The organism is Corynebacterium sp. ED61 (assembly GCF_015233855.1).
Classification (GTDB): domain Bacteria; phylum Actinomycetota; class Actinomycetes; order Mycobacteriales; family Mycobacteriaceae; genus Corynebacterium; species Corynebacterium dentalis.
Genome location: NZ_JADGIT010000006.1, coordinates 94,575 through 111,599, shown reverse-complemented (window position 1 = coordinate 111,599; position 17,025 = coordinate 94,575). Strand labels below are relative to the sequence as shown.

The window sequence follows — 17,025 nt, the reverse complement described above, 5'->3', positions numbered from 1 at the left end:
GGGTATAAAGCCAGCCTAGATCATCTTACTTTGACGTTCAAGATACGGCGGGGGGTATAGTCATTTGTCTATAAAGGCGCTCAACTATTGACGAAGCGCCACCAACCCAATCTCCGGAAGGACGCCCATGCAGCTCGAAGGCCAAGAAATCAAGCCCATCATCAACCGCCTCAAGCGAGCTCAAGGCCAGCTCAACGCCGTGACCCGCATGATGGAAGAAGGCGCCGAGTGCGAGGATGTAGTGGTTCAGCTGGCCGCCGTGTCCAAGGCGCTCGACCGCGCTGGATTCTCGATCATCGCCACCGGTCTCAAGCAGTGCACCACCGCCGAAGAGCCAGAGATTGACCAGAAGAAGCTGGAGAAGATGTTCCTCAGCTTGGCTTAGCCACGCGAGGAGCTAGCTAAATACCGGCAGTTCCGGCACGTTTTGCACAGCAATAAAGACGGCCACTCCGCACAGAAGTACCGCAAATCCGAGCTGCAAAGCAGATTGGCTGACGCGCTTGTTGATGAATGCGCCACCCAGCGCACCCAAGACCGTCAGCACCACAATCGGCCATAGGGTTCCCCACTCAATAGTGGAGAGCTCTTGGTAGCGGAACGCCATCGTGACCACGCTGTTGATGGCGATGACCACCAGCGATGTTCCCACCGCCACGCGCATCGACACACCCAAGACAATGGTCAGCGCAGGGACAATCACAAAGCCGCCGCCCACTCCGAATAACCCTGTCAAAAATCCCACCGCGGTAGCAGTCACGACCAGCATCGGTAGGCGATCTTTCAGCTCATGGCCCGCTTCATCCCCATCGGCGGTCTCGGGGTTGGCGTCGGACGAAGAATTTCGCGCCTTGAGGAAGGTGAGTACCGCAACCACAACAAGAAGAATGGAAAAACAGGTCAGCAATAGCGGCTCGCTGATCTTGCCGTTCAGTAGCGTTCCCGCCAGCGCGCCCACTGATCCGAGCACGCCAAAGATGAGGCCCGTCCGGTAGTTCACAGCACCGTTTCTGTGCTGCATCACCAGGCCCGCGAGTGCGGCGGAAACCACGATGACCAGCGAAGATAACGTTGCCTGCTGTGAGTCTTGACCCGCGCCATAGACCAGCAAAGGCACGCCCAAAATGGCACCCCCTCCCCCGAGAGCACCCACGAGCATGCCGATGATCAAACCGCCAGCAACCGCAATAATCATGCGAATCCTCACCCTGTTTCCAGTCGTATGGAATACCTAGGGGGGTATATTATCAGCTGGCGGTGAGCCTCACTACTTCAGCTGGCCCAAAGTCTCGTTGAGAGCCTCCGTGGACGAAGGGTGCGTCCAAATCCCGTTCTTGAGCTGCGTGGCAGTGAATCCCGCGCGCATCGCCAGAGCAACCAAGTTGATGACTTCCTGGGAATCGACGTGGAACAGGCGCGCGCCCAGGATCTCGTCGGTGGAGGCATCCACCACGAACTTGATGAGACCGCGAGGATCGTTCACGGCCTTTGGGCGAGGCATGGCCTTGATCTTGGCCACTTCCTGCACCGCCACCTTGATATCGCGGCCTTCCTCGCGCGCCTGGGTCTCGGTGATGCCCACGGAGGACAGCGCAGGAGTGATGAAGATGGTGGCTGGCACGGCCACGCGGTCGGTTTTCCGGCGCGCCCCTTCGGCCTCAGTCTTTCCGGTGAGCTGGTCCAGCACCACGCGGAAATCATCCAGGGAGAGGTAGGTCTGCTGCTGTCCGCCGGTCACATCGCCAATGGCGAAGATGCCATCCACGTTGGTGTGCAAGTACTCGTCAACCTTGACCGCGCCACGTTCGGTGAGCTCGACACCGGCTGCTTCTAGGCCCAAGTCATCCGTGGCTGGGCGGCGGCCGGTGGCAAACAGGATGGCATCAAATTGCCGGGTCTCCGCCTGCCCGGCAATGGACAGCTCCACACTTCCGTCTTCAGAGATGGACTGGACTTCCGCGCCGTTGATGACGTTAACTCCTGAATCCGCAAGCACTCCCGCCACCGAAGCGGCCACGTCCTCGTCCTCACGAGGGAGGACGCGCTCTCCACGGTCCGCCACCGTCACCTGCGTGCCGAAGCCCGCGAACATGGAAGCGAACTCGAGACCGATGGGGCCCGCACCGACAACAAGAAGAGAGTCCGGACGGGGGCTGACGTGCTGAATAGTGGTGCTGTTGTGCACGCGGGACGAATCAATGCCGGGGATCTTCGGCATCACGGGCAGCGCACCGGTGTTGATGATGATGGTCTCGGCGTGCACCTGCAGGGTGTTGCCCTGATTGGCGACCTCGATGTCCTTCGGACCGGTGAAACGGCCGCGGCCGGAAACCAGCGTGACGGAAGGGATGTCCGCCAACATGTGGTGATTGACGTTGCGCAATTTACCAATCAGGGCGTCGCGACGGTCCACGGCGCGGGACCACGCCTGGGCAGCTGTTTCGGAATCGGACTGCTGAGCGCGAGCCATCTCAGAATCGTGAATGAGGGTCTTGGTGGGAACGCAACCGATGTTGATGCACGTTCCGCCTTGCATGTCTTCGAACTCTTCGATCATGGCAATGTTCTTGCCCTGCGCGCCGAGGGTGGCGGCGAGGGTTTTACCGCCCTTGCCCCAACCGATCACGGCGACATCGACGTTGAGAGTTTCTGTACTGGTGTGTGCTGAATCGCTCATGCATCTGATGCTAGCGATTCTTCCAAATCGGCTGTTTTGTTAGCACCCGAGCTGCGTCGCTACCCAGCCGAGTCCAGATTTGTCTCATTCACGCCATATCACGGCGTCGGCTATCTACACTGAAATCATGGGTCGAATTTTGTGGTTGCTCACCGCTCTTATCGGCATTGCATACTCCGTTTACGTCGCGCTGAGCTGGAAACTTCAGGACATCGACATGAGCTGCTCCAAAATCGGCGAGCATGACGCGGGTCAACCCTGCGATTCCTCTCTCATTTCCGCCTATGGGATCTGGCCTCTGCTCCTGCTCGGCATTGCGCTATCCGTCCCCGTTCTCATTGCTGCGGGATCCCGGCGCACCAGAACTTCTTGGCTCGCGGTGGCCTGGCTGATGATCATGTTCCTGGTCGGAATCGGACTCTTGACCTCGCTGTTCTCCCTGCTGCTGTTCGCCGCGCCACTGGTTTTGCTGGGATTGGTGGCAACCGCCTTCATCCAGCACGCAAACAAGAAAATCCCCAACTCAACTGCCTAGGAAAACTTCCCTGCAGGAGCTATTCACCGAGGTGCCGTAACGTGGTCACCATGACTTTGCGCAAACAACTCACCAAAGATATGCCACCACAATTCACCATGCCGGAAGAATTTCTCACTCTGGCGGACTGGATTCAAGAGAAGGGCTACACCTGGGGGAACATCGGCCGAATCGCCGAGCCAGGCACCCACATCACTGACGATCCTGCGCTGTTTTTCGGAGGTAACAACGAACACAATTACCCAGAAGAGACCCCGAAACGGCTCTACCCCGTTGGCTATACGGGCGGTGAAGGCTCCACTTTCTGCCTGTGGCTCGACGACGAAGGGAACCAGCACGTAGTTCACATGGGTTCTGGTTCCGGATCAGTGTTGAACGCGGTTTTTCCCAACCCAATCTCAGTGCTTCGTCTTCTCGCCGTCGGCTACTTCACCCCAGCCTTTAATGATGGTTGGGCTGACGAACCGAACTATGAAGAGTGGGATTCAACTAAGGAAGAGACTGACGAAGCCCTGGCGCCTTATCGCCAATGGCTGCAGGAAACGTGGGGACAGGAAACCCCAAGGACCGGCTTAGAGGCACTTGGGCTCACCGACGCAGACTCGAAAATCATCGACGGATGGCTAGACGACGGCCCAGAAGGTGATGTTTTCGATCAGTGGCTTACGGAGACCCTCGACTGAACCCGGTCTTGTCGCATTCACGCCAATTTTTACAATTCGACTATACAAAATCCCCGGTCGAACTAGACGAGGCTGCAGAAACTGGCATATGCACGACATTTCGATCCCGGATCAGGCCCCCGAAACACGAAAGAACCCCAGGCAGAAACTATGTTCTACCTGGGGTGATTGTGCGCCCGAAGGGATTCGAACCCCTAACCTTCTGATCCGTAGTCAGATGCTCTATCCGTTGAGCTACGGGCGCAGCCGTTGATGCATATCACGTGTTCTCGCGATGTGCTGTGCAACGAGGAATTACTTTACACACACCGCCGTGCTTCTACAAAATTCCAGCTCACACAGGCTCTCACCTGCGCAAAGACAACCGTAAAAGCACTTTGGCCACAAATAAAAACAACTCCGACAGAGCACATCCGCGGGCACAATCCCAGCGAACCACCACAGGCGCACCACACGCCCCACAACACTGTTCGCTGCTGTTAGTCCCAGACCTCACCACAAGTTACTGGGCAGCTTTTGGGCAGCTCACACGGTTGTGCTCTGTCGAAGTTGCGGAGGCGACAGGATTTGAACCTGCGGTCCCTTGCGGGACAACTCCTTAGCAGGGAGCCCCATTCGGCCGCTCTGGCACGCCTCCAGGTCAGAAGTTTTCATGCGAAATCTCCGTTTGACCGTTACTCAGAGTACACAACGCCCTCGTGCGCCACCAAAACACCCCAGTGCGGAAATCTGCGGTTATGGTTAGGGCATGATTCGCCCAGATCTCACGTCACTTCCCGCCTACGTTCCGGGCACTACTGTGCCTGGTGCGCTCAAGTTGGCTTCCAATGAGTCTTCCCTGGCTCCCCTGCCTTCGGTCGCCGAATTCATTTCGGAGACCACCGGATCCCTCAACCGCTATCCGGACATGGCGGCGGTAGATATACGCGACGAGTTGGCCACGTTTGTTCAGCAGCGCGACAACGTACAAATGCCGCTAACCTGGAACAACGTCTCCGTGGGCAACGGTTCTTCGGCGCTATGCCTGCAGTCCATCCAGGCGACGTGCGCGGCCGGCGATGAAGTCCTGTTTGCATGGCGCAGCTTCGAGGCCTACCCCATCTTGGCGAAGATCGCCGCGGCTGTGCCGGTCCAGGTGCCTCTGGATGCGGAGGGCAAGCATGATTTGGATGCCATGGCTGAGGCCATCACCGAGCGCACCCGCCTGATTTTTGTCTGCAACCCGAACAACCCAACGGGAACCACCGTGACGGTGGACGAGTTTCGTGACTTCATGAGCAAGGTTCCCGGGGATGTCCAGGTGGTGCTGGATGAGGCCTACACCGAGTACGACCGCACCGGCACCAGCCCTGGTGCTTTCTTGCTGGACGAGTATGAAAATCTCGCCATCTGCCGTACGTTCTCCAAGGCATATGGCCTGGCAGGACTGCGTTTGGGCTATATCGTGGGCGCGGAAGAGTTCATCGGCGCGGTCAACAAGGTCGGCATTCCTTTTGGCGTGAATGCGGTGGCACAAGCGGCGGGTTTGGCGTCGCTCAGGGCACAAGAGGAACTGACGGAAAGGGTGGAGGCAACCGTCCAACAACGGGAACGAGTCAGCCAGGCGCTGGGCGAGCGAGCTCTGCCCAGCCAGGCGAATTTCGTATGGCTGCCACTGGGGGAACGGGCGGCAGACCTGGACGCGGCGATGAAGCAGCGCGGCATCATCCCGCGCTGTTTCCCCGGCGAGGGCGTGCGCATCACCATCACCACGGAAGAAGAGATGGACCAGCTGCTGAAGGTGCTTCCGGAGGCGCTGGAGGAACTGGACAACGGGAGCTAGTTCGTTGAGTTCCGATTCCGCTGTGCCTGCCTACCGCACCACCACGCAGTACAAGGCGTTGGTGAACATGTTGAAAACGGTGCGCGCCGGCATCCGCGATTCTGGGCTGGATAAGTCCACCGCGGAGCTGATGAATCTACTGTCTAGCAGCATTAATGGCTGCGAAGCGTGCTGGGTTACACACGCTCGCGAGGCGCGTCGGGTAGGCGTGGACGAGCAGAAAATGCAGATTCTGCAGTACATGGAGCCGCGTGCCGCGATCCGCCACGAGGTTTTCTCTGCCTCCGAGCAGGCCGCTTTGTACTTCGCTTTTGCGTTTACCGTACCCGCCGAGGATTTGATCTCGGAGGCTCGGCGTGAGGCATCGCGGTACTTTTCCTCCGAGCAGCTGACCGCGATGGAGTGGTTGACCATCGCCATCAACAGCTTTAACCGCATCACCATTGCCCACGAAGATGATGCTGATGCGTGACCCGCAGCGCATACCTGACGTTTTGAGTGAGCTCGCCCGCACGTGGGAGGCTCAGCCGGACGTGACGTTGGCGCACGTGTGGGCACAATTGGAGGCGCGCGGGGTGGCGCTGAATTCCTCTGACGTTGAGGTGGTGGAGGCGCTGCGTGCCGTGCGGCGTGATTTTCCTCTTTCTCTTTCTTTTCCCGACGCCACTTCTGACCAACCCGCTTGTGTCCTCATCGAGACAGAGGGGCCGGTTCGGCGCGTGAGTCTGAACTTTGTTGGGGATGAGGCATGGATCGTGGTCCGCACTCCGAGAACATCGGGGAAAGCGCGCGGGCGCGGAGGATCCAGCAACCTGGGAGAGGAACCTCAGCCCGGCGTGTGGCAGGTCTCTGAACTGGTGAAATGCCAGGCTGGGCTGCCGCTTCAGGCCAAGGATCTGGATGGGATCACCCATCGGCTCGGGGTGATCCGGCAGATTCGGGTGATGGAGTCAGAGACCAGCTACAGCGATGCTGTACAGATTTCCTTCGATGGCACGACTCGTGACAGATGGCCCGGGGAAACCTATCTGGTGCAGCTAGAAGATGCCACGACCGTGCTCATCGGACAGACCCTGCGTATGTGGGAGCAAGACAGGCGCGAGGTGTACGCATCTGCAATTACGTGGACGAGGCTAGATAAGTGCACCGTGGGGTCACCGCTAGAACTCACCGATGCTGCAGGAGTTTCGCGAAATTTCAGTGTCATCGCCCGCATTCTTCGCGCTAGCTAAGTAGCAACGTTGCCTTCAGCCACTCAGACATGCACAAATATCCCCCGGAAGTGCCACCGTCCAACTCACGACCTGCGGAAACGCAAATCGGATGGCAGTTCCGGGGGATATTTGTGCAAAACAGTTAATCAATTGTCCATCAAGGCGCCTCAGACAGAACAAAACCCCAGCTCATTGCTGAACTGGGGAAATGTATTTGGCGGAAGTAGAGGGATTTGAACCCCCGGATGGTCTCCCATCGCTTGTTTTCAAGACAAGTGCATTCGGCCGCTCTGCCATACTTCCTTGGGACCGCTCGAAACGGTGCCATCACACAATACCCCACGGACTTGTCTCGTCGTTAGTTAGTGTGGGGACCATGGAGCACACCACCGAACACACCATGCACGCCATCATCCAGACAGACGCGGACAATCCCTCAGCACTGTCCTGGCAGCAAGCGCCGATGCCGGAGCTGAAGGACGGCGAAGCACTGGTGGAGATGAAATTCGCGGGATTGAACCGCGCGGATACCCTCCAGGCCGCCGGTCACTACCCGCCTCCGGCGGAGGTCACGGACATCATCGGATTGGAGGGAAGTGGCGTCGTTAAGGAAGCAAACGGCACCACCCGACCAGACGGAACACCATGGAAAAACGGCGACCACGTGGGCGTCCTGCTTTCCGGAGGTGGCTACGCGCAGTACGCGGCTGTGCCACAAGGCCAGCTCCTTCCCCTGCCGGAGGGCTTTGACCTGCAGCAAACGGCCAGCGTCATCGAAGTGGCCTGCACGGTGTGGTCAAACATCATGCTCACCGCGCACGTTGAAGAAGGCGATACGGTGCTGTTTCACGGTGGCGCGGGCGGCATCGGCATCTTCGGCATCCAGCTGGCCAAGGCGCTCGGTGCCACGGTGGCAGTCACCGCGGGATCTGCAGAAAAACTGGAGACCTGCAAAAAGTACGGCGCGGACATCCTGATCAACTACAAGGAAGAGGACTTCGCCGAGGTGCTCAAGAAGCATGGCGGCGCGGACGTGATCTTGGACATCATCGGCGCGAAATACCTAGACGGCAACGTCAGCGCGCTGGCCAAGGACGGACACATCGTCATCATCGGCATGCAAGGTGGTGTGAAGGGCGAGCTCAACATCGGCAAGTTGCTGAGCAAGCGCGGAAACATCAGCGCCACTGGCCTGCGCTACCGGGATAAAGAAGATAAGGCGCGGATCGTGGAGGACACGGTGAACAACGTGTGGCCCATGCTCGCCGACGGGCGAATCACGCACCACATCGACCGTGTGGTGCCCGTCCAGGACGTCTCGGCGGCGCACAAAGCCCTGCTCGATGGGGAAATTACCGGCAAGGTAGTGCTGGAGATTCCCAGTGCCTAGCCGCAGATAATTCTGCAGCCGCAGGAAACGAGTTCGTGGAAATCTGTATCGTCGAAAGCATGAACACAAACGCTGAAAATCCCACCACTCGTTTCGCAGTTGTCGGCACCGGGCAGATCGCCCAGCAAGCGTTCATCCCCGGTCTCAAGCAACTGCCTGAAGCTGAGCTCGCAGCCATAGTCAGCTCAGATCCTTCCAAGGGCGATGCCTACGGCGTGCCCGGATACTCCTATGATCAGTACGCTGAACTGCTGAAATCCGGCGATATCGACGCAGTCTACGTAGCCACCCCAGTGCACCAGCACCTGGATTACACCGTTCCCGCTCTTGAAGCCGGGCTTCCCGTACTGTGCGAAAAGCCCATGGCACCGTCCATCGAGGACTGCCAGACCATGATCGATACCGCCGAGCGCACCGGCACTCCCCTCATGCTTGCCTACCGCATGCACAGCGACCCGTTCATGACGGATCTCGTAGAGCTGGCCAACTCCGGCAAGCTAGGCGAACTGCGCTCCTTCACCGCGTCCTTCGGGCACATGATCAACCCAGACAATCACCGTGGCAAGGAAGGCTTCTGGGCAGGCCCCGTCCCAGATCTGGGTGTGTACCCGCTCAACTTCATCCGCAACATTTACGGCGAAGAACCCACCACGGTCCACGCCATAGGTGTGGAACATCGCGGTTCAGAACTGGAAGTCACTCCCACGGTGGCCGTGACCTTAGGCTTTGCCAGCGGCCGCCTCGCACAATTCACTTCGTCCTACGCCACCTGCTCCCAACAGGGCTTCACGCTCTCCGGCACGGAAGGTTACGTGCAGTCCGCCGCCGCATTCCAGTGGGGCGATGGTGCACCGCTGAGCTACACGGTGGATCTCGGCGAAGGCCCAGAAGACAAGGAGTACAGCGCCAAGGATCAGTTCGCCGGCGAGACCCACTACTTCTTGCAGTGCATCCGCGACGGTGTGCAGCCCGAACCAGACGGCACCGAAGGCCTCATGGATATTCGCGTGTGCGAGGCCGTACAGCGCAGCCTAGAGACCGGTCAGGTGCATTCGCTGGAGAAGATTGAGCCCACTCGCGCCATCACCTCAGCTCAGGCGGTGAGCATCCCGGCTCCCCCAAAGCCAGAGGTCAGCGAGCTGGTGGGCGTCGAACCTGAGGAACAGTAACCCCGCGCGCTGCAGCAACTAGCGCAGGGACGCCACCACGCGGATGATCTGCTCCATGTCCCCGATGGTGTTGTGCGGGCTCAGCCCAATCACCACGGCACCAGGGCCGGTGTGCTGCGGCGTTGCGCTGGCGGCGCGGTCGCTGCCTCGCTGAGCCCGGCGCGCATGAGCACCGCTAGCGGGCTCTTCAAACACACCCATCCGCTCCAAAAGCATGGACTGGCCGTGCTCCACCACGGACGGCACCAGCCCATTGCCCAGCAGTCGATCTCGCACGGTGGAGGCGGAGACCTCATCCACCATGAAGCTCACGCGGGGAATCCGCGGGATGGCATCGAAGCTGGCCGGAGTCTCGCTGAAGTCCCCGTCCACGCCAATGACGTGCACCGCACCCAAGTCCTGCAGGCCCTCGACCAGGTGTTTTGCCAAACGGTTCATGTATTCGGTGGCTTGGGGCACCGATTTTTCTAGTCGACGCCGCCTCGTGCCTCGTGCATCATCGTCCAAGCTGGCAAGGTGATCAATAGTTGCGGGTACTCCGCCGAGCAGTCCCTCCGGCAGACCTCCCAATTCCAGCACGGCACGGGCTCGGGCTACGGAGGGCTGCACAGACGCAGACTCGCCATAGGCGCGAGTCTGCGTGTGCTGCCGCAAGCTCGAGGCGGGAAGCACGGAACTGAACAGGGACTCGTCGCGGAACACCAGTGCACCCACGGCGGGACCACCCAGGCCCACGAGGTCCACGGCCATCACGTCCGCGCCCATGGCGTGGATATCCAGCACCCGATAGGGTGCCGCTGCATCCACGTCGACCACGAACAGCCCTCGGGACTTGGCATGCACTGTGTCTGCGATCGCCCTGACGTCGGTCACAGATCCCACAAACTCATTGGCCGCAGCAACGGCAACCACGGCAGTATCCGCAGACACCAGATCCGCGAACTGCCAGCTAGGCAGCACGCCGGTAGCCAGATCAGGCTCTGCCCATCGCACGCGCGCGCCGTACAAGTCCGCGGCCTGCTGCCATGGCTCGATGTTGGCGGGCGCATCCACGCGAGACAGGACGATCTCCTGCCCCAAGCTCAGCTTGCGGCCCATCGTCATGGACAACTGTCGGATCAGGGATGCACGCGAGGCGCCGAGGATCACACATTCTGGGCGGGATCCCACCAGATCAGCCACGGCGATGCGCGCGGAATCCACGAAGTTCTCGCCGATCCTGCGGCCCACACGCTGGGCTCGGGAATGCGAACCTCGCACCGATTCCGCCTGCTCAAGCAGGGGTGCGGTGCGGAAGCTGCGGGAGACTGCGGATGAGACGCGCTCTGGGATTTGCGGGCGCGATTGCGCGTTGACGTAGATCCAACCGTCCGACAACGAGGCGTACAAGCCGCGCACTCGAGGATTATCGAACACCCAAATCCACCTTCTCCACTAACCGCTGAGATCTCATCACTGTCGTCACTTCCATCACAGAACCTAGACTCCGACGATACTAGCCTGCCATATTCGGACAATCCCAGATGAGTTCAGATCTGCTACCCCAAGACGCGTTATCCCTGCTCATCACAGGCACGCATGGGGAGAAATAAAAAGAGAACATTCCCCCAAACCGCGCTACATTGGATCGCTATGTGGATCATTTTGCCCGGCCTGGGTTGCCCTCCCCAGGACTATGCCGTGCTGCAACAGCGGCTGGGCGCGTGGGTGATGGACGCGTGGACGGTCGGGCTGGACGCGAGCGTCGATGAGGTGCGCACGTACGCCTTCCGAGAGATCGCGGAGTTCTTCGGCGAGGCGGCGAGCCAGGAACCCGTGCGGATCTTGGGACACTCTATGGGCGGGCTGCTGGCCCTGGAGTGGGCGGCGCGCTATCCGGAAGAGGTCGCGGAGATCGTTCTCGCTGATCCCACTCCGCCGAAGGACGCCCGCGTACTGGCATGGATGCATCTGCCCAGCCGGGTGGAGCTGGTGGGCGAGAAGCTGTGGGGTTGGTTAGGTACCGACGCAGGCGCCAAGATACCGGGCAAGATTCTGACGCCTGCGCTGCCCTTCCTGCGCAAGGTCATGACCTCGCAGGGCGAACACCAACCCGAACGCCTGAGCAGAGCAGAGCGCAAGCGGTATTTCGGCAGCGTTGACGCTGGCCAGTCGCTTATTCGGCAGAACTGCGCGTGCGAGCGCACGCAACGCCGGGCCTTCTACGCGCTCGGCGGCGTGGCTAGGGCGGACGCGGGTTGGCTGAAGGAGATACCCATCACGTTGCTGGTGGCCTCGGATGACGATCCCTCCACCATGTTCGTGCGCGAGCAGCTGCAGCTGGCGCAACGGCTGGGGGTTACCCCGCACTTCTTCCCCGAGGCCACGCACCTGTTCCCCATCGCCACGCCGGAAATCGTCGAGCCGTTCCTGCTGCGCAAGTAGCCCCTGGGTGGAACTACTCCGGCTTCACAAACGGGAACGCCAGCACTTCGCGAATGTTCTGCTCCAGTAGGAACATCACCAGGCGGTCCACGCCGATGCCCAAACCACCCGTCGGCGGCATGCCGAACTCCAGGGCGGTGAGGAAGTTCTCGTCCACCTCCATGGCTTCTGGATCTCCACCGGCGGCCTTCAGGGACTGTTCCGTAAGACGTTCGCGCTGCTCCAGCGGGTCCGCCAGTTCCGTGTAGGCCGTGCCCAGCTCCATGCCACAGGCCACTAAGTCCCAGCGTTGCGCGGTCAGGGGCTGCTCGGGATCCGCCATCGTCAGCGGCGAGGTCTCCACGGGGAACCAGGAGTAAAACGTGGGCTCCACAGTGTTCGGCTCCACCAGCTCGTCGTATAGTTCGTTGACCAGCTCACCTACGGAATTCACGCCCAGGCCAAAGCGATCCATCACGTCCTGATGATCCTCCAGAGAATCTTCTGGACGGATGGTCTTACCCACTGCTTCCGAGACCGCCTGGTACACCGGCACCACGGCCCACGGCTTGGATAGATCCAGCTCCACGGCTTCGTCTTGATGGACGGTAATGGTGGTCTTGCCGTGCACCGCGATCGCCGCATTACGAATGATCCGTTCCGTCAGCACCCGCATGGTGTTCCAATCGCCATAAGCTTCGTAGACCTCCAGCGCCGTGAACTCCGGGTTGTGCGTGGCGTCCACGCCCTCGTTGCGGAAGTTTCGGCCCAGCTCGAAGACCTTCGGAATGCCTCCCACAATCAAGCGCTTCAGATACAGCTCGGGGGCGATGCGTAGCGTCAGGTGCTGGTCGTAAGTCCGGATATGGGTGCGGAATGGACGAGCGTTCGCGCCACCGTGCACCGTCTGCAGGATCGGGGTCTCCGCCTCCAGGAAGTCCTCGCCGCGCAGCGTCTGCCGGATCGCGTCCACCACCTTGGCCCGAGCGATCACCAGGTCACGAGCCTGATTGTTTGTGCCTAGGTCCATATGCCGCAGCTTGGCTCGAGTGTGCGGATCGGTGAGAGTTTGCGTCGGAAAATCGACGAGGGACTTGGATGCCATCCGCCAGGTCTCCAACAACACCGAAGGCGTGCCAGTCCGCGAGGCACCCAGGCGCCCCGTCACGGAAATCACATCGCCCTTGCTCACGAACCGACGGAACGTGCAGGCTACTTCGCCTGCGCTGCGTTCCACGAGGATCTGGAAGTTCGTGCCGCCTTCCTCGATGTCCGCGAACTGCACCCCGCCGTGGTCGCGGAGGCGATGCACGCGGCCGGTCACCGAGATGGTCTGCTCGCCGTCCTTGAGGTCCCCCAACTGCACCAAAGAGTGGGTTCTAGGCACGCTGGCCGGGTAGCCCGCCTCACCGTATTCGCGCAGCTCGGCCAATTTTTCTCGACGCCAGCGCTGCTGCTGCGACAGCTTGGGAGCCCACTTCTTGCTGGCCAGCAGCTCCTCCTCAAGCGCGTGAATCTCCGCAGGATCCCCCAGCGGCTGCAGAGGAGGCTGATAGCGCGGAAGGAAGCCCTCGCCGGAGGCGAAAGCGATGAGCATGCGGGCCGTATGGAAGGCGCTATCCACGGCCAAGAACCGAGGCTGCCAATCCGGGTTGTACTTCAGGTTGGACTGATACAGGGTCTGGATCTGCCACCACCGGGAGGAAAACACCAAGAACTTCAGCACCAGGCGTTGGAACGGGGAAGCCGTCACGGACTGGCCACGCTCCATGACCTCGCGCAGCACCACGAAGTTCAGGGAGAACTTGTCCACGTTGATGCCCTGGCCCTCCTTGGCCAGCTCCGAGACCATCAGCTCGGTCAGGCCGCTGGGCGCTTCCGGCGAACGACGCATGACGTCCAAGGACAAACCACGGCGGCCCCACGGGACGAGAGTGAGCAGCGCTTGCATCTTGCCCTCGGCATCGTGTGCGGTGACCACAATCGTGCGCCAGTCCCGCTCATCAGCAACGCGGCCGGAAGCCATGGTGAAGCCACGCTCATCGCCATTGCGCCACTGGTCAGCGTTGGTTTTTAGCTGCGCGCGATCCTCCGCGGACAGCGCGGACTGCGGCTGGATCCGCACCGTGTAGCCCTTCCGCTTGGCCGCGTTGACCACCTTGCGCACCGCGTGGAGCTCCTTGATATCGAAGCGCTTGGTGTCAATGACCGCCTCATCGCCCATGGGCATGATGCGCAATCCCGCATCCGCGTAGGCGCGGGCGCCCGGCTCCGAAATGGAGGCGGCAGCCACAATCCAACCGTTGGTGTGTGCCACGCGCTTGAAGGCGCGGATCGCCTCCGGCCAGTGCTGAGGATCTCCCAAGGGATTGCCCGCAGCGATGCACACGCCATCGATCACGCGATAAGAAATACCGGCCTTGCCGTTTTCGCTGAGCACCAGGGAGCGATCATCGTTGGTGGCGAAGTAGCCCAGCGAATCCTCCGAGGGCGGGCTGAGCAGAATGCGCCGAGTCGCCATGTGCTCCTGCACCGAACTCTGCGGGGCATTGACGGAACGCAGCAGCACCACGAACGCGCCCAAAACGCTGATAGCTGCCGCCACCTCACCCACAATCCGCACCCACTTAGCCACATGGATGCCCGGCTCCAGCACCACATCCACTGGCGATAGCCCCAGCAGCACATAGGCGGTCCAGTGCAGGATCTCCCGCACGCTGTGGTGGAAACCGAAGTACAAAATGGCCATCACCAGCGCCAAGCTGGCCGCCAAGCCCAGCACCAATATCGCCAAGGCACGCTTCCAATTGCCGTTGACCTTCGCCGGGAAATCCGGCCGCGCGCGGACGCCCAAGAACAAGTAGAACACGGAGGTGACCAGGGGCAATATCACCCAGACCAGGAAATCAGTGGTGATGAACTCTGAATAGTCCAGCAAGTAGTACGCCAATAGAAGCGTGCTCGCCGCCGCGTAATACAGCTGGAAAAAGATCAGGTAGAACAGCAACGCGATGCGCTGGCGACGCAGCATTCCAGACAGCAACAGCACCAAGAAAATCGCCATGAATAGCGTGGGGTAGTTCGGCAAACCAGCCAGATAGAACCCCACCGCAATGTCCTCAACCAAGTCCCGGGAGAACAAGCGCAACAACAAACCCACGACGAACCACAGGGTGGCGAGGTTCACCGTGAAAAGGAGAATTTTTGATTCCCACCTACTTTTCATAGCCTTACCCTAATACCGCGAAAAGTCCTTACAATACCCTTCTCAGTTAAATAGTAAGTAACGCTTCGCCTATTCCCAGACGGCGCCAGAGCATGGCGTCGGAACAAAGAAACCAACCACCCACCGAGTAGAATGCCAACAATGAACGAGCCACGGAAACAGCCCGATCTGGCGCGCATCACCGCCGAGATCAACACCGGCGCCCCCGAAAGCCGCTCCGAAACCTTCCACACCGCATGGAATGACCTGCGGAAAGGATTCCAACAACGCGAACTCTGGCTAGCGCTCGGCTGGCAGGACATCAAACAGCGCTACCGTCGCTCCACGCTAGGACCACTGTGGATCACCGTGGCAACCGGCGTGATGGCCCTGGCGCTGGGCCTGCTGTACTCAATGCTGTTCCAGCAAGACCTCAAGCAATTCCTGCCGCACGTGGCAGTGGGCCTGATCATCTGGGGCTTCATCGCCGGCTGTATTAAGGAAGGTGCCGAGGTTTTCATCGCCAACGAGGGCCTGATTAAGCAACTCCCCAGCGCGCTGAGCGTCCACGTCTATCGCCTGGTGTGGAAGCAATTCCTCTTCCTCCTGCACAACCTGGTGATTTGGCTGGTTCTGCTGGCCATCTTCCGCCCCGCGCTGGGATGGAACGTACTGCTGGTTATTCCCGCAATGGCGCTGATTCTGATTAACGGCGTGTGGGTCTCAATGCTCTTCGGCATCATCTCCACCCGCTTCCGCGACGTAGCTCCACTGCTGGATTCCCTGGTCCAGCTGGCTTTCTACATGACCCCGATCGTGTGGACCACCAAGACTCTGGAGACCCAAGGCGGCGAGGTAGCCCAGCGCGCCAAGCTGGCGGAAATCAACCCGCTGTACCACTACCTGGAGATCGTCCGTGCCCCGATGATCGGCGAAGAAGTGGCGGCCTACCACTGGTTTATCGTGCTGGCCTGCACCGCCGTGGGCCTGCTGCTGGCTGTGCTGGCCATGCGAAAGTGGCGCTTCCGCGTCAGCTACTGGGTTTAAAAAGAAGCCAAGGAAGGTACTGAACATGGTCAGCATTGACACCTACGATGCGTGCGTTGATTTTCCTATTTTCGACGCCAAGTCCCGCTCTCTTAAGAAGAGTTTCCTCGGCGCCGCGGGTGGGCAGATCGGCAGGAATGATTCCAATACGGTGACCGTAGAGGCGCTGCGGAATATCAACCTGCACTTGGAAGAGGGCGACCGCGTGGGCCTGGTGGGCCACAACGGTGCTGGTAAATCCACGCTGCTGCGTTTGCTCTCGGGGATCTACGAACCCACGCGAGGCTCCGCGGTGGTGCGGGGACGCGTGGCCCCAGTGTTTGACCTGGGCGTGGGCATGGATCCGGAGATCAGCGGATACGAAAACATCGTGATCCGCGGGCTGTTCCTGGGCCAGTCCCGCAAGGCGATGAACAGGAAGATGGACGACATCGCGGAGTTCAGTGAGCTGGGCGAATACCTGTCCATGCCACTGCGCACTTACTCCACGGGCATGCGCATTCGCCTGGCTTTGGGCGTGGTGACGTCCATCGAGCCAGAGATCCTGCTGCTGGACGAAGGCATCGGCGCAGTAGATGCGGCGTTCATGGCCAAGGCGCGCGAACGGCTGGTGAAGATGGTGGAGAACTCCGGCATCCTGGTGTTCGCCTCACACAGCAACGAGTTCCTGGCGCAGCTGTGCGACAGTGCGCTGTGGATCGACCACGGCCAAGTCCGGCAGGCCGGGCTGGTGGACGAAGTTGTTGGTGCGTACGAGGGGCCGGACGCGCAGCAGCACGTGCGGAATGTGCTGCGGGATCTGGGGCGACTGTAGTTTCTGCTGATTGAGCTCCGGTGGCTGTTGTCTCGCAGGCGGTTACACTCGACAAGAGCGAACAAA

15 protein-coding genes and 3 tRNA genes are annotated in these 17,025 nt (G+C 60.3%); 11 read left to right on the top strand and 7 right to left on the bottom strand.

From position 1 onward, the window contains the following. Positions 1 to 127 precede the first annotated feature (127 nt). Positions 128 to 385, top strand: coding sequence for a metal-sensitive transcriptional regulator (locus tag IM764_RS08280; protein WP_099298475.1), 258 nt, complete (start codon positions 128 to 130; stop codon positions 383 to 385). 12 nt (positions 386 to 397) lie between these two features. Here IM764_RS08280 and IM764_RS08275 read toward each other — a convergent pair whose 3' ends face one another. Together IM764_RS08275 and IM764_RS08270 are read right to left on the bottom strand one after the other, a co-directional pair. Then, complete coding sequence (locus tag IM764_RS08275; protein ID WP_194187512.1) at positions 398 to 1,195, bottom strand: sulfite exporter TauE/SafE family protein; 798 nt, start codon at positions 1,193 to 1,195, stop codon at positions 398 to 400. Between the two features lie 72 nt (positions 1,196 to 1,267). Continuing rightward, positions 1,268 to 2,677, bottom strand: a complete 1,410-nt coding sequence (locus IM764_RS08270; RefSeq protein WP_194187511.1) for an FAD-dependent oxidoreductase — start codon at positions 2,675 to 2,677, stop codon at positions 1,268 to 1,270. 127 nt (positions 2,678 to 2,804) lie between these two features. On the opposite strand from IM764_RS08270, the gene IM764_RS08265 reads away from it, so the two are divergent. Together IM764_RS08265 and IM764_RS08260 are read left to right on the top strand one after the other, a co-directional pair. Further along, complete coding sequence (locus IM764_RS08265; RefSeq protein WP_194187510.1) at positions 2,805 to 3,212, top strand: hypothetical protein; 408 nt, start codon at positions 2,805 to 2,807, stop codon at positions 3,210 to 3,212. Positions 3,213 to 3,262: 50 nt separating this feature from the next. Then, positions 3,263 to 3,895 carry a hypothetical protein gene (locus IM764_RS08260; RefSeq protein ID WP_228073622.1) on the top strand — a complete coding sequence of 211 codons (633 nt, stop codon included), beginning with the start codon at positions 3,263 to 3,265 and terminating at the stop codon, positions 3,893 to 3,895. A 171-nt stretch (positions 3,896 to 4,066) separates the two neighbouring features. On the opposite strand, the gene IM764_RS08255 is transcribed toward IM764_RS08260, so the two are convergent. Then, positions 4,067 to 4,139: transfer RNA gene (locus IM764_RS08255), tRNA-Arg, on the bottom strand. Between the two features lie 308 nt (positions 4,140 to 4,447). Then, a tRNA-Ser gene (locus tag IM764_RS08250) sits at positions 4,448 to 4,532 on the bottom strand. A 111-nt stretch (positions 4,533 to 4,643) separates the two neighbouring features. Between IM764_RS08250 and IM764_RS08245 the strand changes: the two genes are divergently transcribed. From IM764_RS08245 to IM764_RS08235, 3 genes are read left to right on the top strand one after another with little or no spacing between them, the layout of a single operon-like run. Beyond that, positions 4,644 to 5,717 carry a pyridoxal phosphate-dependent aminotransferase gene (locus IM764_RS08245; RefSeq protein ID WP_194187508.1) on the top strand — a complete coding sequence of 358 codons (1,074 nt, stop codon included), beginning with the start codon at positions 4,644 to 4,646 and terminating at the stop codon, positions 5,715 to 5,717. 4 nt (positions 5,718 to 5,721) lie between these two features. Then, on the top strand, positions 5,722 to 6,189 hold the full coding sequence (locus tag IM764_RS08240) for a carboxymuconolactone decarboxylase family protein (RefSeq protein WP_194187507.1): 468 nt from the start codon (positions 5,722 to 5,724) through the stop codon (positions 6,187 to 6,189). Beyond that, the gene (locus IM764_RS08235) at positions 6,182 to 6,949 is read left to right on the top strand and encodes a hypothetical protein (RefSeq protein WP_194187506.1); all 768 of its coding nucleotides are present in this window, start codon (positions 6,182 to 6,184) and stop codon (positions 6,947 to 6,949) included. The genes IM764_RS08240 and IM764_RS08235 overlap by 8 nt, the downstream gene beginning before the upstream one ends. 197 nt (positions 6,950 to 7,146) lie before the next feature. Here the strand turns inward: IM764_RS08235 and IM764_RS08230 are convergent. Continuing rightward, a tRNA-Ser gene (locus IM764_RS08230) sits at positions 7,147 to 7,234 on the bottom strand. Between the two features lie 97 nt (positions 7,235 to 7,331). On the opposite strand from IM764_RS08230, the gene IM764_RS08225 reads away from it, so the two are divergent. Then, positions 7,332 to 8,321 (top strand): NAD(P)H-quinone oxidoreductase, encoded by a 990-nt coding sequence (locus IM764_RS08225; protein WP_194187522.1) that lies wholly within the window; start codon positions 7,332 to 7,334, stop codon positions 8,319 to 8,321. Positions 8,322 to 8,380: 59 nt separating this feature from the next. Further along, a complete protein-coding gene (locus tag IM764_RS08220; RefSeq protein ID WP_194187505.1) occupies positions 8,381 to 9,490 on the top strand; it encodes a Gfo/Idh/MocA family protein in 1,110 nt (369 codons plus the stop codon). 18 nt (positions 9,491 to 9,508) lie between these two features. Here the strand turns inward: IM764_RS08220 and IM764_RS08215 are convergent, their stop codons facing one another. After that, entirely contained in the window at positions 9,509 to 10,906 is a 1,398-nt protein-coding gene (locus IM764_RS08215) for an aminotransferase class V-fold PLP-dependent enzyme (RefSeq protein ID WP_194187504.1), read from the bottom strand. A 216-nt stretch (positions 10,907 to 11,122) separates the two neighbouring features. Between IM764_RS08215 and IM764_RS08210 the strand changes: the two genes are divergently transcribed. Beyond that, the gene (locus IM764_RS08210) at positions 11,123 to 11,914 is read left to right on the top strand and encodes an alpha/beta fold hydrolase (protein WP_194187503.1); all 792 of its coding nucleotides are present in this window, start codon (positions 11,123 to 11,125) and stop codon (positions 11,912 to 11,914) included. A gap of 13 nt (positions 11,915 to 11,927) precedes the next feature. Here IM764_RS08210 and lysX read toward each other — a convergent pair whose 3' ends face one another. After that, positions 11,928 to 15,119, bottom strand: a complete 3,192-nt coding sequence (lysX, locus tag IM764_RS08205) for a bifunctional lysylphosphatidylglycerol synthetase/lysine--tRNA ligase LysX (protein ID WP_194187502.1) — start codon at positions 15,117 to 15,119, stop codon at positions 11,928 to 11,930. Between the two features lie 141 nt (positions 15,120 to 15,260). Here lysX and IM764_RS08200 point away from each other — a divergent pair, with 141 nt between their 5' ends. Next, on the top strand, positions 15,261 to 16,145 hold the full coding sequence (locus IM764_RS08200) for an ABC transporter permease (RefSeq protein WP_194187501.1): 885 nt from the start codon (positions 15,261 to 15,263) through the stop codon (positions 16,143 to 16,145). Positions 16,146 to 16,170: 25 nt separating this feature from the next. Further along, positions 16,171 to 16,959, top strand: coding sequence for an ABC transporter ATP-binding protein (locus tag IM764_RS08195; RefSeq protein ID WP_194187500.1), 789 nt, complete (start codon positions 16,171 to 16,173; stop codon positions 16,957 to 16,959). Positions 16,960 to 17,025 lie beyond the last annotated feature (66 nt).